This is a genomic window from Thiomonas sp. (genome assembly GCF_054608695.1).
Genome location: NZ_JBTRXV010000079.1, coordinates 1 through 19,705 on the forward strand (window position 1 = coordinate 1; position 19,705 = coordinate 19,705).

The window sequence follows — 19,705 nt, forward strand, 5'->3', positions numbered from 1 at the left end:
GCCGAGGGCGCCTCAACCCGCGCGGCGTCAAGCGCAAGATGAGCAACTACAACGTCCGCCACCGCGGAGAGAAACTGCATCAGAGGCATGAGCCAGTGCCGGTGTTACGTATCTGAACAGTATTGCACTTGAGCCCCGTAGGTACTGACTGCCGCAAGGGTATAGGCCCCATCGTCAGACAAGCTGTCGCCAAACGCCACGACGGCCTTGAACCCACCCGCAGGCGCCGCTGCCGGAGCCTTGCTTGACGCGTTGACGCTGCTGACGGTCGATAAGGTCGGGGCGCTGGAGCTGCCGCCTCCACCGCAACCTGCAAGAGCCAATGCGCTGGCCAATGCCAGCGCAGTCCAAATGGGATAACGCATGCCTATGTCTCCAGAATGTTGTGGTCAATCGGCTGCAGCTCAAGTTCAGCCTGGCAGCCCTGTCACGGTAAAAGCACGACCGTTCGTTTAGATTAAGCGAAGTGGCGAAGAGTGGCAAGTGAGAAAACCCCGGGTTGCGAAAATCCGCCAGTCGTGTAACAAATTGGCACAAGCGCGGAAATCCGCTGGCTTGCGTCCCCGGGCAAGATATCAGGCCGGCCCAATGCTTCACCGCCATGGATGAGCAAGATGGCTGGCCCCGGGGCGATGGCGACGGCTGCGCATCGACTGAGGCGCCGCTCGCCTGCTGGGCCGGATGGAGCGTGCGCGATGCTGAAAAACGCCGTTGCGTCGCGCGAAATCCTCAGCGCTTGTCGGCTGCGGCCCGTTGCAGGCGGTCGCGTACCGCGTCCCAGCTGGCATTGGCAGGCACTGCCTGCGCCCAGATGGCCTTGAGCCCGGCGGCGTCCAGTTCCCGCAATGCCGCGTAAAGCGCCTGGGCGTAAGCCTGAGCATCGGCCGGCATGGCCAGCCAGCGTGATTGGGAATTGGCGCCCGGTGCGCCCCGCGGCGCCAGCACCCCAATGCGCTGCGCACTCGGCCAGGCGGTGTCGAGCGCATCGGCTTGCAACAAGCGCAAGGGGGTGACCGGGGCGTAGTGCGAAGCCAGGGCGCCGGGCACGCGCGGGGCCTCCGGCGCTGCTTCAGTTGCGTGCATAGCCATACCCGGTGCCATCCCCGCGCGCTGGGGTTGCAGTCGAGCGTCCAGGTACAGGTCAGGCAAGGCCAACAGGCTTTGCTCTGTGCAGCCCAGCACGGCCGCGATGGCCTGCGCATCCACGCCGCCTGGGCGCAGGATGCGTGGCAAGCCGTCCATGGCTTGCAGGCGGGTGCAGTCGACGATGGTGCTTTCGATGCCCACGGCACAGGGACCGCCGTCGAGCACCAGGACCACGGCCGCGCCCAATTCGGCACGCACATGGGCCGCGGTCGTGGGGCTGATGCGGCCGAAACGGTTGGCCGAAGGCGCGGCCAAGCCGCCCTGCCCGCCTTGAAACAAAGCCAGCACGGCCTGGGCCACGGGGTGGTCGGGGCAGCGCAGGGCAATGGTGTCTTGCCCGCCGGCGCAGGCCTCGGCGACGCCGGCGCGCCGCGGCAGCACCAGCGTCAGCGGGCCGGGCCAGAAGGCGGCGATGAGCTTGCGGGCCGCATCGGGCAGTTCGGCCGCCCAGCGCAAGGGGTCGGCGCCGCGGTGCAGGTGGACGATGACGGGATGATTCGCCGGTCGGCCCTTGGCGGCGTAGATCTTCGCCACGGCCTGCGGGTTGGCGGCGTCTGCGGCCAGGCCGTACACCGTCTCGGTGGGCAGGCCGACGAGTTCTCCGGCTTCGAGCAAGCCTGCGGCCTGGACGATCTCGCGGGGATGAACGCTGGTCTGCGTGACCCGCCGTGGCCCACGGCCTTGGGGTTGCATCAGAAGGGCTCCAGCCCGAGCACGCTGCAAGCCTGCAGTGCGGCCTGGGCGGCTTGTGCCGCTGTGGCTGCGGTGAAGGTGAGGTGGCCCATCTTGCGGGCGCGGCGCGGCTCGCGTTTGCCATAGAGATGCAGGTGCGCGCCGGGCAGGGCCAGCACACCGGCCCAGTCAGGCTCGCGCTGCTGGCCGGAGGGGTCGAACCAAACATCGCCCAGCAAGTTGAGCATGACGGCGGGGCTGTGCTGGCGCGGCGCGACCAATGGGGCGCCGACGAGGGCGCGCACTTGCAGGTCGAATTGCGAGACGTCGCAAGAGTCCAGCGTGTGATGGCCGGAGTTGTGCGGGCGCGGCGCCACTTCGTTGGCCACCAGGCTGCCGTCGCCGAGCACGAAAAATTCCACGCACAACACGCCCACGTAGTCCAGCCCCCGGGCGATGGCCTGGGCAGCCTGCACCGCGCGTTGCGCCAGGGCAGAGTCCAAGGCGGAAGGCGGTGCGAAGCTGGCGAACAGAATGCCGTCGCGGTGCAGGTTCTGCTGCGGCGGCAGGTGGACGATCTGGCCATCCCGCCCACGGGCCAGGATGACGGACAGCTCCTGGCGCAGGTCGAGCTTGCGCTCCAGCACGCAAGTCACGCCGCCGAGGGCACGCCAGGCAGCAGGCAGATCGGCAGCGCTGGCCACCGTCATCTGGCCCTTGCCGTCATAGCCCAGGCGCGCGGTTTTCAGAATCCCGGGCAGCAGCGATTCGATGTGCACGGTGCGCGCATCGGCCTCGCTGGCGATGACAGCATGCGGCGCGCAGGCCACACCCAGGCGCGTGAACAGAGCCTTCTCGGCGGTGCGGTCCTGGCACACGGCCACGGCAGGCGCGTGCGGCGCGAGTTGCACATGCGCGTCCAGCCAGTCGAGCGTCGCGGCCGGAACGTTCTCGAACTCGATGGTCACGGCCGCCGTGTTGCGCGCGAGTTGGTGCAAGGCGTCGGCATCGTCGTAAGACGCGCGGACATGGTTCGGCGTGACCTGGGCGGCCGGCGCGTGCGCGTCGGGTTCCAGCACCGCCACGGCGTAACCAGCGGCTTGCGCCGCCTGCGCGAACATGCGTCCGAGCTGGCCACCGCCGAGCACGCCCAGGGTCGCGCCGGGGGCGATGAAGTCTGTGGGATGGACTGTCATGCGGGCATCAGCTCAAAAGTGGTGTGAGAAAAGCTGGCGCGTACGCTCTGGCAAAGCGCACGCGGGGCTTGGCGCGGAACAACGCCGAACAAGCCAACGAGACCGCCGGCACAGCAGGCGCTGGCGCCATCAAAGCCCGACACGCATGGCCTCGGCCTGTGCGGTTTGCCCGGCGCGAAAGGCGTCGAGCCGGGCCTGCAGCGCGGCGTCGTGCGCCGCCAGCATGGCCAGCGCGAACAGCGCGGCATTGGCCGCCCCGGCCTCGCCGATGGCGAAGGTTGCCACCGGAATGCCCTTGGGCATCTGCACGATGGACAGGAGCGAGTCTTCACCGCGCAAATACTTGCTGGGCACGGGCACGCCCAGCACCGGCACGGTGGTCTTGGCCGCCAGCATGCCGGGCAAATGGGCCGCGCCGCCGGCGCCGGCGATGATGGCCGCCAGGCCGCGGCCGCGTGCGGCCTCGGCGTAGGCGAACAAGGCGTCGGGCATGCGGTGGGCCGAGACCACGCGGGCCTCGTGCGCCACGTCGAAGCGTGCCAGCATCTCGGCCGCATGCCGCATCACGTCCCAGTCGGAACTCGAACCCATCACCACACCGATCAAGACCATGCCGTTTTCTTTCGTGTTGCTTGTTGATGCGGAGCTGTTCCGGCTTGCTCCGAAAACCGCCCATTTTACGGGGGCCGGTATGCTTGCGGCTGACGCTCAGGCGCGCCCTGCAAGCCCCCACGTCCTGCCATGCGGTGTGCCCTGGAAATCGGCCGTGGCGCCCCCATCTATGCGTTTTGGAGAACTCATCATGATCGACGCAAACCTAGCCAATTTCGAAACCGAGGTGGTCGAAACCTCGAAGACCATGCCCGTTCTGGTGGACCTGTGGGCACCGTGGTGCGGCCCTTGCCGCAGCCTGGGCCCGGTGCTGGAAAAGCTGGAAACCAGTTACGACGGCCGCTTCAAACTGGTGAAGGTCAACACCGAGGAAGAGCAGGAGCTGGCCCAGGCTTTCGGCGTGCGCAGCATTCCGATGGTGGTGCTGATGAAGGACGGCCAGCCGGTGGACGGCTTTGTCGGCGCTCTGCCCGAAGGGCAGATTCGTGAGTTCCTCGACAAGCATGTGCCTGCCTCCACGGACCAGGATGACGCTCACGAGGCGACGGATGCCATGGCAGACGCCGCGCCCGTCTCCGGGTTGGAGCAATTGCAACAAGCGCTGGCCACCAACCCCGCGAACGACGCGGCGCGCGGCGAGTATGTCAAGCTGCTGCTGCAGGAGGGCCGCCTGGACGACGCGCGCCGCGCCTTCGAGCCGCTGGCCGGCAAGGTGGCCCTCGACCGCCTGGCGAGTGCGCTGAAGCACTGGCTGGACGCCATCGACGCCGCGGCAGCGGCTGCCGACATCGCCACGCTGCAAGCGGCAATCGCCACGAACAAGCGCGACTTCGCCGCCCGCTTCGCCCTGGCCCAACACCACATGGCGGGGCAGCGCTGGACCGAGGCGATGGACGAACTGCTCGACATCCTGATGCGCGACAAGAGCTGGAACGAGGATGCCGCGCGCAAGGCTTATGTCGCCATCCTCGAACTGATCGCGCCGCCGGTGGTCAAGCCGGCGGAAGGCCAGGCGCCCGCCACCGACCCCACGGTGGAAAGCTACCGCCGCCGCCTGAGCATGGTGGTCTTGAGCTGAGGCGAGAGCCAGAAACCCGAAAGCCGAGGGCCCGCTGCGTGCGGGCCCTCGGCTTTCGGAACATGGTGCTTGAGCCGTCGGCTCAAGCCGGCCCGGTGATGCGCTCCAGCGCCTCGCGGTATTTGGCCGCGGTGCCGTCCAGCACCTTGGGCGGCAGGGTGGGCGGGGGCGGCTGCTTGGTCCAGCCGGGCACGGTTTCCAGCCAGTCGCGCAGGAATTGCTTGTCGAAGCTCGGCGGCGAGATGCCCTCGCGCCACTGGTCGGCTGGCCAGAAGCGGGAGGAGTCGGGCGTGAGCGCTTCGTCCATCCACACCAGGCGGCCCTGCTTGTCCAGGCCGAACTCGAACTTGGTGTCGGCCAAAATGATGCCGCGCGCCTTGGCGTGGGCCGCCGCGCGGCTGTATATCTCCAGGCTGACGTCGCGCACCTGGCCGGCGAGTTCCACACCGATGAGTCGCACCATCTGGCCGAAGGCGATGTTCTCGTCGTGCTCGCCGAGTGCGGCCTTGGTGGCGGGCGTGAAAATGGGGTGCGGCAAGCGGGCTGCCTGCTGCAAGCCATCGGGCAAATCCACCCCGCAGACCTTGCCGCTGGCCTGGTAGTCCTTCCAACCCGAGCCGGCCAGGTAACCACGTACCACGGCCTCGACCGGCAGTGGCTTGAGACGCTTGACGACCAGGCCGCGCCCCCGCACCTGCTCACGCTCGTGCTCGGCCACCACGCTCTCGGGGTCGATGCCGGTGAGATGGTTGGGCACCACATCTTCCAGCAACTCGAACCAGAAGCAGGAAATGCGCGTGAGCATTTCCCCTTTGCCCGGAATGCCCTGGTCCATCACCACGTCGAAGGCCGAGATGCGGTCGCTTGCCACCATCAGCATGAGGTCGTCGTCCACGGCGTAGTTGTCGCGCACCTTGCCACGCGAGAGCAAGGGCAGAGAAGTGATGGAGGTCGTGAGCAGGGCGTGAGTCATGCGGCTGGGGGGGTAGGCTTGGGAACGCCCGGAATTGTAGGCGTCGCCATCGGCCGCTTGAGGCTTGCGGCGCACGTCATGCGGCACCCCATCACGCGGTGACGGCCGTCGCGGGCAGATGCCCGACCTTCACCAGGATGGTGCAGCCTTCGCGGCTGAAGGGCTGATGCTGGCTCAGGTGCGGGCTGCGCAACCAGGAGCCGGCGGGATAGTGGCCATGCTCGTCGGAGAACACGCCGTCGATGACGAAAATCTCTTCGCCACCCCAATGCCGGTGCGGGTTGAAAAAAGTATTCGGCGCCCAACGTACCAGCGCCGTGTGCTCGCCGCCGAACTCGGCCAGCGGCATCACTTGCAGGCCTTTCACCAGCCCGGGCCGCCAGGCCTGCGCCGTGGTGTCGATCACCACGCGCTGCAGATCATCCGGGTCGAAATGGGCGAGTTTGACGAACAGCTCGCAGCCTTGAGGGCTGCGCGGGGCATGGCTGGAGCCCGGTGGGTTGCGCACATAAGTACCCGTCGGGTAGCGGCCATGCTGGTCCTCGAACACGCCGCTCAGGACCAAGAACTCTTCGCCCATGGGATGAGCGTGCGTGGCAAACGATGCGCCCGGCACATAGCGCACCACCGAGGTGGCGCGGCCGCTTTCGCGCTGCTCGCGCTCCAGCGGTTTGCGCCAGACGCCAGCAGCCGGTGAAGGCGTCCACGGCATTGCCGCGGTCTGTGCGCTGGCCTGATGTGCGAAGTTCAACTTCAGCGTCGCGTTCATGCAGGGGAATGTAAAAGGGGGGATGCGTGCCTTGCAGCCCTAGGGTTATGCCGCTCCGCATAAACACCGAGGCCAGGTGAAACGCTTGGACACAGTCGATACAAGGTGGCTACATTTACTCGGTACAGTATCTACTAGATTGCAGGACAGCCATGAATCGCTCTCCTCGTTGACATGGTCAGGCGCGACAACTGCCCAGCAGCTTCTTGTCGTGCCGCCCCGAATCCAGTGGTGGCCGGCTGCAGTTCACACCCCGATGAGCGACGGGGCAAGCCAGGCGCCATGAACCGTTTCACGTGGCCTGCCGAGGCGAAGCGCTGCGGGAAAAAGAGGTCGGCAAGGATGCTAGACACGAGCCGACGCATGAATCTGCAAATTTGGATGCAGTCTGATCGATTTAAACCGAGGAGGAGTTGACATGAAAATGAAATATCTGATGAGCGCCACCGTTCTGGGTCTGGGCATGGCCGCCGCACAAGGCGCCATGGCCATGGATGTGCCCGGTCCGCTGGTGACACCGCAATGGCTCAAGGCGCATCTGAACGATGTGACGGTGGTGGACATTCGTGGTGGCGGCAGTCTCAAGTCGTTCGCCGAACAGCCCGTGATGGCCAACCACATGGTCAAGAAATCCGGCGGCCACATTGCTGGCGCCGTGCTGGTGAACTTCAACGACATCCGTGAAACCCGCACGGTGGACGGCGTCAAGCTCAAGGCCATGATGCCCACCGCCGAGTACTTCACCAAGGTGATGGACGACGCCGGCGTGAACAGCGGCAAGCCCATCGTCATCGTGCCTACCGGCAATGCCGTGTTCGCGATGGACCGTGGCACCCGCCTGTACTTCCAAATGCGCTACTTTGGCGTGCCACACGGCCAGATCGCCATTCTCAACGGCGGTACCAACGCCTGGCTGAACGCCGGTTACCCGGTGAGCACCAAGCCCGCACCCACCGCCAAGGGTGACTGGAAGGCCACCGGCGAAGACAAGGCGCTGCTGGCCACGACGCAGGAGGTCAAGGAAGGCCTGAAGACCGGCTCCGAGCAGTACATCGACGCCCGCCCGACCGCGCAATTCCTCGGCATCGCCAAGAAGCCGATCAACAAGACCGCCGGCCACCTCGCCGGTGCCAAGTCCTTCCCGATCGATGCCATCGTGAAGGATGACCATGGCGCCGCCATGTTCATGAGCGCCGCCGACTACAAGAAAATTTTCCACGACACCAACATCAGCGACAACGCGCCCACCACCACCTACTGCAACACCGGGCACCTGGCTTCAGGCGCCTGGTTCGTGGTGCACGAAATCATGGGCAACAAGAACTCGAAGCTCTACGCGGGCTCGATGAACGAGTGGACCAATCTGGGCAACCCCACGGTCGGCCTGCCGGGCTGAAGATCCGCACAAGACGGGCCTCGGGCCCGTCGACCTCGGCTTTCCGAGTGAAGATCTTCGCCCCGCCTCGTGCGGGGTTTTTTACGGGCTGCGCTGGGACAATTTCGCGGTGATCCAGGCAGCGATGCGCTTCACCAGCACGATCAGCAGGGTGACGAGACGATGACCACCGCGACGATGACGCCGGCCACCGCCACATGCCGCAGCTTCAGCGTGGCGAAGTCGCGCTCCCGGTCCTGCCGCCGTCGCAAACCCACCATCGCGGCGGCCACCGCGCCCAGCGCCCGCAAGGTGCCGCGCCGGAAGGATGCCGCTGGCTTTGGGGCCTTGGGTTCCATCGCGCCGACTTGAACACGCATTCGCACTGATGTGCGCCTACTTGTGCTTGCGCCGGGCCTTGACGCCAGCGGCCAAGGTGTTCATGAGTTGCGCCGATTCGTCCCACGGCAGGCAACCGTCGGTGATGCTCTGGCCGTAGGTCAGGCTGCCGGCCTCATCCTTGCCGGGAGTGAATTTCTGGGCCCCGCCGACCAGATGGCTTTCGGCCATGACGCCGAAAATGCAGCGCTCGCCAGCCGCAAGTTGCGCGGCGATGTTCTGCGCCACATCAAGCTGGCGCTCGGGTTTCTTGTCGCTGTTGGCGTGCGAGCAATCGATCATCAAACGGCATTCCACCTTCGCCGCCTCCAGTTGCTCGCAGGCTTCGCGCACGCTGGCGGCGTCGTAGTTCGGCGTCTTGCCGCCACGCAGGATGACGTGGGTGTCCTTGTTGCCGCGGGTTTGGACGATGGCCACCTGGCCGCTCTTGTGCACCGAGAGAAACGAATGCGGCCGGCGTGCCGCCTGAATGGCATCGATGGCGATGCGCAGATTGCCGTCGGTGCCGTTCTTGAAACCGATGGGCGCCGACAGCCCCGAGGCCAGTTCGCGGTGCACCTGGCTTTCGGTGGTGCGTGCGCCAATGGCGCCCCAGGAGATGAGGTCGCCGATGTATTGCGGCGAGATCACGTCGAGAAATTCGCTGCCGGCCGGCACGCCCATGCGGTTGATGTCGATGAGCAGTTCTCGCGCCATGCGCAAACCTTCGTCGATGCGGAAACTCTGGTCCAGGTAGGGGTCGTTGATCAGCCCCTTCCAGCCCACCGTGGTGCGCGGCTTCTCGAAATACACCCGCATGACGATTTCAAGCTCACCCGCATGGCGGCGGCGCTCATGCGCCAGGCGTTCGGCGTATTCGCGCGCGGCCCTGGGGTCGTGGATGGAACAGGGGCCGATGATGAGCAGCAAGCGGTCATCGTCGCCCTGCACGATGCGATGCACCGCCTTGCGCGTGTCCTGAATCAGCCGCTCGACCGGTGTGCCGGCAATCGGGAAAAAGCGGATGAGATGTTCGGGCGGTGGCAGCGGCATGACATCCTTGATGCGTTCATCGTCGGTGGCTGAGGTCTTCTCGGACGGGGCGGCGCGCCACTCGGGCATCGGGGCTGTCGACTTCGGGGGCATGGAGCTTTCTCCTGGCTGAGTGGAATGCTTGGGCTGCTGCGTCTGCTGCAGGATGGGGGAATTGGAGCGGTCGTCGAACATGGCTGGGTTCCTTGCCGGCCCGGCGAAAAAAAACCGCCGGGTTGAGCCGGCGGTTTCTTGGGGATTTGATCGATTCAGGCTGAACGCTGCCCTCTCCCTCCGCCGGCACGGTGCGAGAACCAGAAATAAAAGTAAAAACCGGAATTGAACATGGCAGGTCGGAGCAATCAGTGCCCTGAGTGTAGCCGCGTTCGCGCCGTGGCTGCAAGCCGGGGCTTGGCTGAATTGCAACGCGGGCTCGGCGGCATCATCCTCTGGCAGCTGCAAAGCAATGCGCCCCACAGCGCCACCGTGGCGCACCTACCATCCATGCACAACGGCAGGAAGGAACCAGGATGAGCCAACTCAAAGAGATGAAAGAGATGAAAGATCTCGGCTTTGCCGCGGGTGATGCGCCCAAACTGGACAAGCGCGACACCGCCATCGACCTGCCGGAATACAGCGGCAAGAACGGCGTCGAGGCAGAACTTGCGCAGCTGCGCAACCACATTGGCGAACTGCAAGACCGCATGTTCACCCGCAAGGACCGTGCGCTGCTGGTGGTGCTTCAAGGCATGGACTCGGCCGGCAAGGACAGTACGACCAAGGCCGTGTTCACGGGCGTCAACCCGCTGGGCATGCGCGCGGCGTCATTCAGCTTTCCCACGCCGCTCGAACAGCGGCACGACTATCTCTGGCGGGTGCACGCGCAGGTGCCGCCGCGTGGCTGCATCGGCGTGTTCAACCGCAGCCATTACGAAGACCCGGTGATCAATCTGGTGCACGAGCAAATCGACGCCACCGAATTCGATCGGCGCCTGGCGCAGATTGCCGACTTCGAGCGCATGCTGGCGGAGAACGGCACGACCATCGTCAAGTGCTTCCTGCACATCGGCCACGAGGAACAACGCGAACGCCTGCAGGAACGCATCGACAACCCGGCCAAGCACTGGAAGTTCGACCCTTCCGACCTCTCCGAGCGCAAATTGTGGCGCCGTTACCAGGACGCCTACGAGGCCGCTTTGCGACGCAGCAACGCCCGGCATGCCCCCTGGTTCATCGTCCCGGCAGACCGCAAACCCATCCGCAACCTGCTGGTGGCGCGGCTGGTGGTGCAAGCGCTCGAGGCCATGGACATCCGCGAACCCGACCCGAAACCGGAACTCAAGGGCTTGAAGGTGGTGTGAACCCTGGCGCACGCCGGCCTGGTTCACACATCCGCGGACGCGATCACAAGCAAACGCCAGACTGTCCCCATGTTTCCTTGCCCCTCGGTGGGATTCCGCTTGCGGACTTCTGGGGGACCACACAAGGAAACGCCGGGCTGCCCCAAGTTTCCTTGCCCCCTCGGGGGGAGTCCGCTTGCGGACTTCTGGGGGCCCACACAAGGAAACGCCGGGCCGCCCCAAGTTTCCTTGCCCCCTCGGGGGGAGTCCGCTTGCGGACTTCTGGGGGCCCACAGCCAGTCGCAGGTCTTGCCATGCCCGCACGGGGCGGCTGCCTTGGCAGCGGCGCTCAGCCCGTGCCGCCCACCGTCATGCCATCGATGCGCAGTGTGGGTTGGCCGACGCCGACGGGCACGCTCTGGCCTTCCTTGCCGCAGGTGCCGACGCCGGGGTCGAGGCGCAGGTCGGAGCCGATGAGACTGACGCGGCTGAGCGCGTCGGGGCCGTTGCCGATCAGCGTCGCCCCCTTCACCGGGTATTGCAGCTTGCCGTTTTCCACCCACCAGGCTTCGCTGGCGGAGAACACGAACTTGCCGCTGGTGATGTCGACCTGGCCGCCGCCAAAGTTCACCGCGTACAGGCCACGGTCGAGGCTGGCCACAATCTCCTCGGGAGATTTGTCGCCGGCCAGCATATAGGTGTTGGTCATGCGCGGCATCGGCACATGCGCGTAGCTCTCGCGCCGCGCATTGCCGGTGGGCTGGCGCTTCATCAGGCGGGCGTTGAGGCTGTCTTGCATGTAGTTCACCAGCACGCCGTCTTCGATCAACACGGTGCGCTGGGTCGGGTTGCCTTCGTCGTCCATGTTCAGCGAGCCGCGGCGGTTGTCCAGGGTGCCGTCGTCCAGCACCGTCACGCCCTTGGCCGCCACTTGCTTGCCGAGCTGGCCGGCGAAGGCGCTGGAACCCTTGCGGTTGAAGTCGCCTTCCAGCCCGTGGCCGATGGCCTCGTGCAACAAGATGCCGGGCCAGCCGCTGCCCAGCACCACGCTCATCGCGCCCGCCGGGGCTGGGCGCGATTCGAGGTTGAGCAGGGCCTGGCGCACGGCTTCGTCGACATGCTCCTGCACCTTGGCTTCGGTGAATTCGCTGAGCGGAAAACGTCCGCCGCCCCCAGCCGAGCCGGTTTCGCGCCGGCCATTCTGCTCGGCGATGACCGAGAGGTTGAAACGCACCAGCGGGCGCACGTCGGCGGCCAGCATGCCGTCGGAGCGCAGCACCATGACCACGTCGTACTCGCCGGCCAGACTGGCCATGACCTGCGCCACGCGCGGGTCCTTGGCGCGAGCCATGGCGTCGGCGCGCTGCAGCAGGGCCACCTTGGCGGCGGAATCGAGCGCCGCCAGCGGGTCGACGGCGCCGTACAGCGCCTGCCCACCCGTCGCCGGACGCGCCGCGCCGCCAAGCTTGACGCGGCCGCGACCCTGGCGGGCGATGGCGCGCACGGTGCCTGCGGCTTCCATCAATCGCGCTTCGGAAATATCGTCGGAATAGGCGAAAGCGGTCTTGTCGCCCTCCACGGCGCGAATGCCGAAGCCCTGTTCGATGCCGAAGCTGCCGCTCTTGACCAGCCCCTCTTCCAGGCTCCAGCCCTCCGAGCGGGTGTACTGCAGATAGATGTCGGCGTAGTCGAGCTTGTGCTCGAAAGCGCGCGCCAGCGTGCGCTGCAGGGTGGATTCGTCGATGCCGTATGGCGCCAGCAACAGGCGGCGGGCTTCGTCCAGGCGCAACAAAGTGGGTTCGGTCAAGGTGTTCATGCTCCCGATTGTAGAAAGCGGCGCATGCCCCCGGGGTGCATATGGGCAGCGGGGAGCGCACCGGCCGCCCGACACCGCCCTGCCATACCCTGACCTGCCGTTGGAATGCAGCCATGCGCGGCCGCCGAGGTGCAAGCCGCGCACGGCGCCGGCGTCAACCCCGCGCGGCGTCAGCCTGCCAATGCCCGCTCTTGCCGCCGAGCTTTTCCAGCAGACGCACATCGGTCATCACCATGCCACGGTCGGCCGCCTTGCACATGTCATAAATGGTGAGCAAGCCGATCTGCACGGCGGTCAGGGCTTCCATCTCCACCCCGGTGCGGCCCTGGGTTTCGGCGCGGGCGGTGCAGTGCACGGCGCTGGCAGCGGCGTCCACCTCGAACTCCACGGTGACGCGCGTGAGGGCGATGGGATGGCACAGCGGAATGAGGTCGGCGGTGCGTTTGGACGCCATGATGGCGGCGATGCGCGCGACGCCGAGCACGTCGCCCTTTTTCGCGCTGCCGGACTGAATCAGCGCCAGCGTGGCCGGCTGCATGCGGATGGTGCCGCGGGCCACGGCGACGCGCGCGGTCTCAAGCTTGGCGCCGACATTCACCATATGGGCCTGGCCGGTGGCGTCGAAATGGGTGAGGGGCGAAGAACCGGGGCTGGATGACATGGCGTTTGGCGGCTCAGGCGGCCATGGCTGCGGCGATGGCGGCGCGCAATTGGACGGCTTCGGCACGCGCTGCCGTGGCGAAGTCAGGGCCGCTGCTGGCGTAGAGCACACTGCGCGAAGCGTTGATCAGGAAGCGGTGGCGCGCGGCGCGCACCGTGGCGAGCAGGTCTCCGCCCTGCGCGCCGATGCCGGGAATGAGCAGCGGCGCGTCGGGCGCGATGGCGCGGATGCGCGCGATGTCGTCGGGCCGGCTGGCGCCGGTGACGAGGCCGATCTGACCGTTGCGGTTCCACGACCCGGTGGCCAGGCGTGCAACGCGCTCGAAAACCCGCTCCAAATGCCCCCAGGAATCGGCTTCGCCGCTTCCGCCCCCCGACGGGGCCAAGGAAACTTGGGGCGGCCCGGCGTTTCCTTGGGTCGCCAGATGCGGATGCAGACCCTCGGCCGCGAGTTGCAGTGCCTGCAAATCTTCGCCGCCGGGGTTGGAGGTGCGGCAGAGCACGAACAGGCCGCGCTCCGGGTAGTGGTCGATATAGGGGTCGAGCGAGTCCGCGCCCATGAAGGGCGAGACGGTGAGCGCGTCGGCGCCGTAGCGCTCAAAAGCTTCGCGGGCGTAATGCCGTGCGGTGGAGCCGATGTCGCCGCGCTTGGCGTCGAGGATCACCGGCACGCCAGGGGCGTTGCGGTGGATGTGATTGATGAGTTTTTCAAGCTGCGTCTCGGCCCCGACCGCCGCGAAATGCGCGATCTGCGGCTTGTAGGCACAGACCAGGTCGGCCGTGGCGTCGACGATGGCGGCGCAGAAATCGAACAGCCGCGTGGTGTCGTGGGTCCACGGCGCGGGCAGGCGCTCGGGCTCCGGGTCCAGGCCCACGCACAGGCTGCTGGCGTTGCGCTGGCTGGCGGTTTGCCACTGGTCGATGAAGGTCATGCGCGGCATTCTAGGAAGCTGCCATGTCAAGCCGCCGTGCCGCCCGTTTGCAAAGCCAGCGCGAGCTGGTCCTGCGCGAAACACAGGTCTGCCCAGGCCTTGGCCTTGTCCAGCGGGGTGCGCAGCAAATAAGCGGGGTGGTAGCTCACCACCACGGGTATGCCCTGGTGGTGAAACAGCCGCTGGCGCAGGCGGCCGATGGGCTCGGTGCTGCCGGTGAGCTGCTGCGCGGCGAAGCGGCCCAGCGCCAGCAGCAGGCGTGGGCGCACGAGCGTGATCTGGCGCTCCAGAATGGGCTCGCATTGTGCGATTTCATCCGCCTCCGGATTGCGGTTTCCCGGCGGCCGACACTTGATGACGTTGGCGATGAACACGGTACGCGCCGGGTCGTCGCCGCTGCGCGACAGGCCCACCGCGCGCAGCATGTTGTCGAGCAGCTTGCCGGCGGCGCCGACGAAGGGCTCGCCCTGGCGGTCCTCCTCGGCCCCGGGCGCCTCGCCCACCACCATCACCTGCGCCTGGGGGTGGCCCACGCCGAACACGGCCTGGTGGCGCAGGCCGCCGAGCTTGCAGGCGCGGCAGTCATGGGTGAAGGCGGCAAGCTCGGCCTGGTCGAGCGTGGCGATCTGCTGCAGGCGGGCCGGCGACGCCAGAGGCGCACGGACCGGCGCCACTGGTGGCCGCATTGCGACGGTAGGGGCTGACGCGCTGGATGGCGGCGCGGCGCGCTCCGCATGCTCCGCGCCATGCGCTCGTCCGTCGGTCTTCTCCTGCGCCGACGGATGCGGCGTTGCCTGCTCGGTGCGCTGCGCAGCGGGGGTGGCTGGCCTGGCTTGCAGTTGTTGCGAACCTCCTGGGCGCTCACCCGGCAGCCGGGGCAGCAGCGCCGCAACCTCGGCCTCGCTCAACAGGCTGCGGCGGACGAAGGCTGCGGGCAAGCCCAGGGCTTGCAACGCGGCGCGCCGATTCGGATCGAGCAGAGGATGGGTCACGGCGCGCCCCCTCATGCCAGGTCACGGCGACGGCGCAGCACGTCCACCTGAGCCGACATCACCAGCGCGTCTTCCTTGCACGGCTGGCCGTAGACGTCGAGCGCGGGGTAATAGTTGCGGCGCTTGGCCACGGCATGGAAACCGTAGCGCTCATACAGGCGAATGGCGCGGTGGTTGCTCGGGCGCACCTCCAGCCATAGCAGGAGCGCACCCTGCATGGCCGCGGCCACCAACACCGCGTCGAGCAGGTGCCGGCCCAGCCCCAAGCCGTGCAGCGCGGGATCCACGGTGAGATTGAGCAGGTGCATTTCCTCCACCCCCGGCATGGCGACGAAATAGCCCAGCACCACGCCATCCGGCCGCGCCAGAACCTGCACCACATAGCGCGGGTTGAGCGAGTCGGCAAAGTTGCCGCGGCTCCAGGGGAACTCGTAAGCGCGCCGCTCGATGGACATGACCGCGTGCAAGTCCATTTCGGTCATGGCGCGCAGCTCAGCCTCAGGCTGCGGCGCGTTGAACTGGGCACTCATGGTTGAGTTCCCTCGACGCTGCGCGTCGTCCCTCCGGGAGGGCATTCGCCCTTGAGGCGGCTCTGCGGGCTCATGGATGGGCTCCCTTGACGCTGCGCGTCGTCCCTCCGGGAGGGCATTCGCCCTTGAGGCGGCTCTGCGGGCTCATGGCAATCTCTCGTTTGACGGCCGCCCAAGCAGCGCAGGCGAACGCCACAACCCGGGCAGACCCGCAAATATTGCCGCGCATGATCGTTTGCCGGCAATGCTTCATGCCGCCTCGACCCGACGGGCGCGCTCGCGTTCTTCCGTGGTCAGCGCCACCTTGTTGCGCACATAAATGGGCAGGGCCTGCGCGGCGGCGACGCTCTCCCCACGCACATGCGCAGCGCGCGCCAGCCGGGCGACCGCGGCGGCTGTGGGCGCCACGGTCTGGGCCGCACCCAGCTGTTTCTGCCAGGCCGCCGGCAGAGCCGCAGCCAGCGCCGCGCCATGCTCGGCCCAGGCATGGCCCAGCAGTTGCAAGCCCGCTGGCGGCACCTCGCCCAAGGCTTGCACCCAGGCCAGCGCAGCGGCTTGCGGCGATGCGACTTGCGCCGGGGCGGGCAGGCGCAAGCCGCCGTCTGCACCCTGCTGCGCCAGCGCCCAATACAGTTCGCCCATGCGGGCATCGTTCGCCACCAAAAGGGTGGGCGCCTGCGCGGCCGAGCCTTCGGCCGATGCCGCCACGGCGAGCAGGGTGTGAACGGGTACGACCGGAATGTCCAGCCCGAACGCCAGGCCTTGCGCGGCGGCGCAGGCGGCGCGCAAGCCGGTGAAGGCCCCGGGGCCGGCGCCAAAACCAATCAGCCCAATGTCGCACAACCGGATGCCGGCCTCGGCCAGCAATTCCTGCACCAGTGGCAAGAGGCGCTGCGAGGCGCGCGCGCCGCCGGGCTCGGTGCTGGCGAGCACTGCGCCGTCGCCCAGTTGAAGCGCGACCGACAGCCACTCGGTGCTGGAGTCGAAAGCGAGCACATGCAGGGCTGAAGACATGCAGGGAATGAGTCGGGCAGGAATGTGGGCGGCGGTTGGACGAAAGCGGTGCAGGCTTGGCGCCCGTCCGCGTGTTGCCACGCGCCTAGCCCCCGCCTGCAGCAAAGTTTAGTCGTCGGCCAGAACCTGTTCACCACCACCGGCTAACACCTGCCCAAAGGCTTGCTGCTGCTTGCCGATACGATGATGTTGATTCTGGCGTTGATTCGGTCGCAAGCCGCAGGTCGAATGGTTCGGAGCATGGAAGGCGCCGGCCACCTCTCCTGTTGGGGGCCGACCTGGCCGCTTCGAAGCCCTCGCAACATTTCAGAATTCAGAATCGAGCATGACTTCGCCGCACAAGGCCACCGGTGGCCTTGTGCGGCGAAGTCATGGTTTCAAAGTGGGATCAGTTAGCCGCCGCGCATGCACTGCTCGACGAAGGTCTTGGCTTGGTTGCCGCCAAGGCCCTGGGCCTTGGCCTCCTGCTCACATGTGGCTTTTGAGGGTGCCCCAGCGCGGCCCTGCGCAGCCGAACCCGCTGGCGGTGCTCCAGCGGTCTGTGCATGTGCGGGCACGGCTCCCAGGGAAGCCAGAAGTGCGGCGGCGGCAAGTGTTTGAATCCATTGACTTCGAATGAGTGTGGCTGATTGCATTGGAATGTCCTTGATGAGTGAACGATGTTGCGCAGGATTGAACTGACGCATGGAGCGACTGAGCAATCGCGATGCCAGCACCTGTTTTTTTCTTCAGAATCAAAGCTTTAATCGCTGAACATGGATCAAAAACCGAGGTGTCCGGGCGAAAACCGGGGATCCGACGCCAAGAATGTCCCGCTGAGACGACATGTTTTCCATCACTCGGATAAACCGCTGATTTTTTGACTCATTTTTGTCCCGAGATCACGACAACCTCATTTCCGCGCCGTCATGGCCACGCTGGGGCTGTTTGCCACCCCGCCAACCGCTGGCCGCGTTGCTGGCATGGTTGTCGCGCACCAACGACGCATTTCCCCCGACCCGCTGCCGCCGATGAATCGAACCCGCCGTCTTTTGTGCTCCAGCCTGGCCATGGCCGCCGTTCCTGTGGGGCTCGCGCCTCGTGCCCAGGCACGGGTGCTCACGCGGGAGCGGTTGCCCGCGGCAGTTTCCCAGGCTCTGGCCCAGGCCCGCATTCCCGCCTCGGCCTGCAGCTTCATCGTGCAGCCGCTGGGGCATGCCGAGCCCGGACTCGCTTTCAACACGACGCAGCCGATGAACCCGGCTTCGCTGATGAAGCTGGTACCCACCTATGTCGCGCTCAACCTGCTGGGGCCCGCCTACCGCTGGAAGACGCCGGTGTACACCGTGGGGCCGTTGCAAGGCGGCGTGCTCTCGGGCGACCTGGCCTTTGTCGGCAGCGGCGACCCGCATCTGATGGCCGACAACCTGTGGAGCCTGGCACAGCGCCTGCGCGACCTGGGGCTGCGCCGCATCGACGGCAATGTGCTGATCGACCGCAGCGCTTTCGACCTGCCGCCGCACGACCGCGCCGCCTTCGACGGCGACACCCTGGCGCCTTACAACGTCGGCCCCAACGCCTTCCTGCTGAACTTCGGCGCCATGCGCCTGAGCTTCCAACCCGAGCCGCAGCGCGGCCAGGTGGGCATTGCGGTGGAGCCGCCGCTGGCCGGCTTTCATGTGGCGCAGCGCCCGCGGCTCGATGGCGTGGCCTGCGGCGCGTGGAAAGACCGCCTGCGCGCCAACTTCGAGCAGCCGCTGGCTCCCGCCTTCACAGGGCAGTATTCGCCGCAATGCGGGGAGCAGACCTGGAACATTGCCGCGCCCATGCCGGCTGACGCTTTCGTCCAGGGCATCCTCGCCGCCTTGTTCGCGCAGGTGGGCATTGCCTGGAACGGGCAGGTGGTGTCGGGCCGGCTGCCGCCGACCGCCACCCTGCTCACGGCCTGGGAGTCCGAGCCGCTGGCGGTGATCGTGCGCGACATCAACAAGTACAGCAACAACGTCATGGCGCAGCAGGTGTTCCTCACGCTGGCGCTGCAAACCTATGGGCCGCCAGCCGACTTCGCCAAGGCCGCGCAAGCTGCCAATCAGTGGCTGGATGCGCATCAGCTCGCCATGCCCGGCCTGGTACTGGACAACGGTTGCGGGCTGTCGCGGATCGCCCGCATTTCCGCCGACGACATCAACCGCCTGCTGCGCGCCGCCTGGGCTTCCGCGGTGATGCCGGAGTTCATCGCCTCGCTGCCGCTGGCGGGAGAGGACGGCACGCTCAAGCGTCACTACGACGGCCGCCCCGAAGCCGGCCTGATCCACGCCAAGACCGGCAGCCTGCGCAATGTGTTGAGCTTGGCCGGCTACGTGCAATCGCCGACCACCGGCCGTCGCGCCACTGTGGTGGCGCTGATCAACGACCCACGCGCGGCCGGCGGCTGGGGTACGATCAAAGCGCTGCTGGACGAAGCTCTGCGCAGCGCCTGAGTCCGGTTCCGTCAGCCTCATCATGCAACTATCCGACTGGTTGGGCTTTACTGCCGCAGCCTTGACCACAGCCTCCTTCATCCCGCAGGTCTGGCTGACCCTGCGCACGCGCGACGTTTCCGGCATTTCAATCGGCATGTATGCGGCGTTCGCGACGGGTGTGTTCCTCTGGCTGATCTACGGCATCGCCGAGGGTTCCTGGCCACTCATCGCAGCCAATGCCATCACCTTGAGTCTTGCCTCCTGTGTGCTGCTGCTGCGCCTACGCTACGTGCACATCCCGCGCGAGTAGTCGTCGACGAGGCCGGAGTTCCTCGCCTGGGCGCCGCTCGCAGGTGAGGACGGCGAGTTCGAGGCGCTGCTGGACGAAGTCTTGCGCAACGCCTGAGCAGTCAAGCCAATCCCAAAGCCGAACCCACCCCCCGAACCGGTCCCGCCGCGATGCCCGCCCATGAGCTGCCGCGCATGCATGAGCCCGGATGGGACTGAAGGCTGCGTGCTTCCACCACCGATTGTTGCGACGCAGCAGTCTCAACGCCCCCCTCAGGCCGCGCGACGGGCAGATGCTCACGGAATCCCCCCAAATTCCATCACACTCCCAGGTTAAAGGCTTGAATTTAGAGTTTTATCGGTTTATTCATCATGAAAATTGCTTTAGAATTCTAATAACTAGAGTTTCTCAGAACGAGTCTCTAGAGCATATTCGTGTGCGCACTCGTTGCGCACGTTCA

General features: G+C 66.5%; 20 protein-coding genes. 5 read left to right on the plus strand and 15 right to left on the minus strand.

Features of this window, described 5'->3' with window-relative positions; genetic code table 11:
- Positions 1-729: 729 nt before the first annotated feature.
- The 3 genes from ACYCUK_RS18805 to purE all read right to left on the minus strand — a co-directional run bounded on the left by ACYCUK_RS18805 (position 730) and on the right by purE (position 3,626).
- Complete coding sequence (locus ACYCUK_RS18805; protein WP_461596192.1) at positions 730-1,839, minus strand: L-threonylcarbamoyladenylate synthase; 1,110 nt, start codon at positions 1,837-1,839, stop codon at positions 730-732.
- Entirely contained in the window at positions 1,839-3,014 is a 1,176-nt protein-coding gene (locus ACYCUK_RS18810) for a 5-(carboxyamino)imidazole ribonucleotide synthase (protein WP_461596193.1), read from the minus strand. The genes ACYCUK_RS18805 and ACYCUK_RS18810 overlap by 1 nt, the downstream gene beginning before the upstream one ends.
- Before the next feature lie 129 nt (positions 3,015-3,143).
- Complete coding sequence (purE, locus tag ACYCUK_RS18815) at positions 3,144-3,626, minus strand: 5-(carboxyamino)imidazole ribonucleotide mutase (RefSeq protein ID WP_461596194.1); 483 nt, start codon at positions 3,624-3,626, stop codon at positions 3,144-3,146.
- A 190-nt stretch (positions 3,627-3,816) separates the two neighbouring features.
- On the opposite strand from purE, the gene trxA reads away from it, so the two are divergent.
- Positions 3,817-4,704 carry a thioredoxin gene (gene trxA / locus ACYCUK_RS18820; RefSeq protein WP_461596195.1) on the plus strand — a complete coding sequence of 296 codons (888 nt, stop codon included), beginning with the start codon at positions 3,817-3,819 and terminating at the stop codon, positions 4,702-4,704.
- An 82-nt stretch (positions 4,705-4,786) separates the two neighbouring features.
- Here the strand turns inward: trxA and ACYCUK_RS18825 are convergent, their stop codons facing one another.
- Both ACYCUK_RS18825 and ACYCUK_RS18830 read right to left on the minus strand, forming a co-directional pair.
- Complete coding sequence (locus tag ACYCUK_RS18825; RefSeq protein WP_461596196.1) at positions 4,787-5,677, minus strand: phosphoribosylaminoimidazolesuccinocarboxamide synthase; 891 nt, start codon at positions 5,675-5,677, stop codon at positions 4,787-4,789.
- Positions 5,678-5,768: 91 nt separating this feature from the next.
- Positions 5,769-6,446, minus strand: coding sequence for a cupin domain-containing protein (locus ACYCUK_RS18830; protein WP_461596197.1), 678 nt, complete (start codon positions 6,444-6,446; stop codon positions 5,769-5,771).
- A 418-nt stretch (positions 6,447-6,864) separates the two neighbouring features.
- Here ACYCUK_RS18830 and ACYCUK_RS18835 point away from each other — a divergent pair, with 418 nt between their 5' ends.
- Entirely contained in the window at positions 6,865-7,842 is a 978-nt protein-coding gene (locus tag ACYCUK_RS18835; protein ID WP_461596198.1) for a sulfurtransferase, read from the plus strand.
- A gap of 143 nt (positions 7,843-7,985) precedes the next feature.
- Here ACYCUK_RS18835 and ACYCUK_RS18840 read toward each other — a convergent pair whose 3' ends face one another.
- Positions 7,986-8,201 carry a DUF2970 domain-containing protein gene (locus ACYCUK_RS18840; protein WP_461596199.1) on the minus strand — a complete coding sequence of 72 codons (216 nt, stop codon included), beginning with the start codon at positions 8,199-8,201 and terminating at the stop codon, positions 7,986-7,988.
- A gap of 16 nt (positions 8,202-8,217) precedes the next feature.
- Complete coding sequence (locus ACYCUK_RS18845; RefSeq protein WP_461596210.1) at positions 8,218-9,345, minus strand: 3-deoxy-7-phosphoheptulonate synthase; 1,128 nt, start codon at positions 9,343-9,345, stop codon at positions 8,218-8,220.
- Between the two features lie 443 nt (positions 9,346-9,788).
- Between ACYCUK_RS18845 and ACYCUK_RS18850 the strand changes: the two genes are divergently transcribed.
- On the plus strand, positions 9,789-10,592 hold the full coding sequence (locus ACYCUK_RS18850) for a PPK2 family polyphosphate kinase (RefSeq protein WP_371413023.1): 804 nt from the start codon (positions 9,789-9,791) through the stop codon (positions 10,590-10,592).
- A gap of 328 nt (positions 10,593-10,920) precedes the next feature.
- Here the strand turns inward: ACYCUK_RS18850 and tldD are convergent, their stop codons facing one another.
- The 8 genes from tldD to ACYCUK_RS18890 all read right to left on the minus strand — a co-directional run bounded on the left by tldD (position 10,921) and on the right by ACYCUK_RS18890 (position 17,150).
- A complete protein-coding gene (tldD, locus tag ACYCUK_RS18855) occupies positions 10,921-12,387 on the minus strand; it encodes a metalloprotease TldD (protein WP_461596200.1) in 1,467 nt (488 codons plus the stop codon).
- 154 nt (positions 12,388-12,541) lie between these two features.
- Complete coding sequence (moaC, locus tag ACYCUK_RS18860; protein ID WP_461596201.1) at positions 12,542-13,048, minus strand: cyclic pyranopterin monophosphate synthase MoaC; 507 nt, start codon at positions 13,046-13,048, stop codon at positions 12,542-12,544.
- A 13-nt stretch (positions 13,049-13,061) separates the two neighbouring features.
- The gene (pyrF, locus tag ACYCUK_RS18865) at positions 13,062-13,979 is read right to left on the minus strand and encodes an orotidine-5'-phosphate decarboxylase (protein ID WP_461596202.1); all 918 of its coding nucleotides are present in this window, start codon (positions 13,977-13,979) and stop codon (positions 13,062-13,064) included.
- Positions 13,980-14,005: 26 nt separating this feature from the next.
- The gene (locus tag ACYCUK_RS18870; RefSeq protein ID WP_461596203.1) at positions 14,006-14,971 is read right to left on the minus strand and encodes a uracil-DNA glycosylase; all 966 of its coding nucleotides are present in this window, start codon (positions 14,969-14,971) and stop codon (positions 14,006-14,008) included.
- Positions 14,972-14,982: 11 nt separating this feature from the next.
- Positions 14,983-15,501, minus strand: coding sequence for a ribosomal protein S18-alanine N-acetyltransferase (gene rimI / locus ACYCUK_RS18875; RefSeq protein WP_461596204.1), 519 nt, complete (start codon positions 15,499-15,501; stop codon positions 14,983-14,985).
- 249 nt (positions 15,502-15,750) lie between these two features.
- Positions 15,751-16,515 carry a tRNA (adenosine(37)-N6)-threonylcarbamoyltransferase complex dimerization subunit type 1 TsaB gene (gene tsaB, locus ACYCUK_RS18880; protein WP_461596205.1) on the minus strand — a complete coding sequence of 255 codons (765 nt, stop codon included), beginning with the start codon at positions 16,513-16,515 and terminating at the stop codon, positions 15,751-15,753.
- A 108-nt stretch (positions 16,516-16,623) separates the two neighbouring features.
- The gene (locus ACYCUK_RS18885) at positions 16,624-16,773 is read right to left on the minus strand and encodes a hypothetical protein (protein WP_461596206.1); all 150 of its coding nucleotides are present in this window, start codon (positions 16,771-16,773) and stop codon (positions 16,624-16,626) included.
- 134 nt (positions 16,774-16,907) lie between these two features.
- On the minus strand, positions 16,908-17,150 hold the full coding sequence (locus ACYCUK_RS18890) for a hypothetical protein (RefSeq protein ID WP_461596207.1): 243 nt from the start codon (positions 17,148-17,150) through the stop codon (positions 16,908-16,910).
- A gap of 375 nt (positions 17,151-17,525) precedes the next feature.
- On the opposite strand from ACYCUK_RS18890, the gene dacB reads away from it, so the two are divergent.
- Positions 17,526-18,974 carry a D-alanyl-D-alanine carboxypeptidase/D-alanyl-D-alanine endopeptidase gene (dacB, locus tag ACYCUK_RS18895; RefSeq protein ID WP_461596208.1) on the plus strand — a complete coding sequence of 483 codons (1,449 nt, stop codon included), beginning with the start codon at positions 17,526-17,528 and terminating at the stop codon, positions 18,972-18,974.
- A gap of 22 nt (positions 18,975-18,996) precedes the next feature.
- Positions 18,997-19,266 carry a SemiSWEET transporter gene (locus ACYCUK_RS18900; RefSeq protein ID WP_461596209.1) on the plus strand — a complete coding sequence of 90 codons (270 nt, stop codon included), beginning with the start codon at positions 18,997-18,999 and terminating at the stop codon, positions 19,264-19,266.
- The last annotated feature ends 439 nt before the right edge of the window (positions 19,267-19,705 follow it).

Bases quoted from the DNA above. Each gene is read 5' to 3' on its own strand.
- ACYCUK_RS18850 (WP_371413023.1), top strand. From the start codon at position 9,789: ATGAAAGATCTCGGCTTTGCCGCGGGTGATGCGCCCAAACTGGACAAG.
- moaC (WP_461596201.1), bottom strand. From the start codon at position 13,048: ATGTCATCCAGCCCCGGTTCTTCGCCCCTCACCCATTTCGACGCCACC.
- ACYCUK_RS18810 (WP_461596193.1), bottom strand. From the start codon at position 3,014: ATGACAGTCCATCCCACAGACTTCATCGCCCCCGGCGCGACCCTGGGC.
- tldD (WP_461596200.1), bottom strand. From the start codon at position 12,387: ATGAACACCTTGACCGAACCCACTTTGTTGCGCCTGGACGAAGCCCGC.
- ACYCUK_RS18890 (WP_461596207.1), bottom strand. From the start codon at position 17,150: ATGCAATCAGCCACACTCATTCGAAGTCAATGGATTCAAACACTTGCC.
- pyrF (WP_461596202.1), bottom strand. From the start codon at position 13,979: ATGACCTTCATCGACCAGTGGCAAACCGCCAGCCAGCGCAACGCCAGC.
- dacB (WP_461596208.1), top strand. From the start codon at position 17,526: ATGAATCGAACCCGCCGTCTTTTGTGCTCCAGCCTGGCCATGGCCGCC.
- trxA (WP_461596195.1), top strand. From the start codon at position 3,817: ATGATCGACGCAAACCTAGCCAATTTCGAAACCGAGGTGGTCGAAACC.
- tsaB (WP_461596205.1), bottom strand. From the start codon at position 16,515: ATGTCTTCAGCCCTGCATGTGCTCGCTTTCGACTCCAGCACCGAGTGG.
- ACYCUK_RS18900 (WP_461596209.1), top strand. From the start codon at position 18,997: ATGCAACTATCCGACTGGTTGGGCTTTACTGCCGCAGCCTTGACCACA.
- ACYCUK_RS18835 (WP_461596198.1), top strand. From the start codon at position 6,865: ATGAAAATGAAATATCTGATGAGCGCCACCGTTCTGGGTCTGGGCATG.
- ACYCUK_RS18830 (WP_461596197.1), bottom strand. From the start codon at position 6,446: ATGAACGCGACGCTGAAGTTGAACTTCGCACATCAGGCCAGCGCACAG.
- rimI (WP_461596204.1), bottom strand. From the start codon at position 15,501: ATGAGTGCCCAGTTCAACGCGCCGCAGCCTGAGGCTGAGCTGCGCGCC.
- purE (WP_461596194.1), bottom strand. From the start codon at position 3,626: ATGGTCTTGATCGGTGTGGTGATGGGTTCGAGTTCCGACTGGGACGTG.
- ACYCUK_RS18805 (WP_461596192.1), bottom strand. From the start codon at position 1,839: ATGCAACCCCAAGGCCGTGGGCCACGGCGGGTCACGCAGACCAGCGTT.
- ACYCUK_RS18825 (WP_461596196.1), bottom strand. From the start codon at position 5,677: ATGACTCACGCCCTGCTCACGACCTCCATCACTTCTCTGCCCTTGCTC.
- ACYCUK_RS18845 (WP_461596210.1), bottom strand. From the start codon at position 9,345: ATGCCCCCGAAGTCGACAGCCCCGATGCCCGAGTGGCGCGCCGCCCCG.
- ACYCUK_RS18840 (WP_461596199.1), bottom strand. From the start codon at position 8,201: ATGCGTGTTCAAGTCGGCGCGATGGAACCCAAGGCCCCAAAGCCAGCG.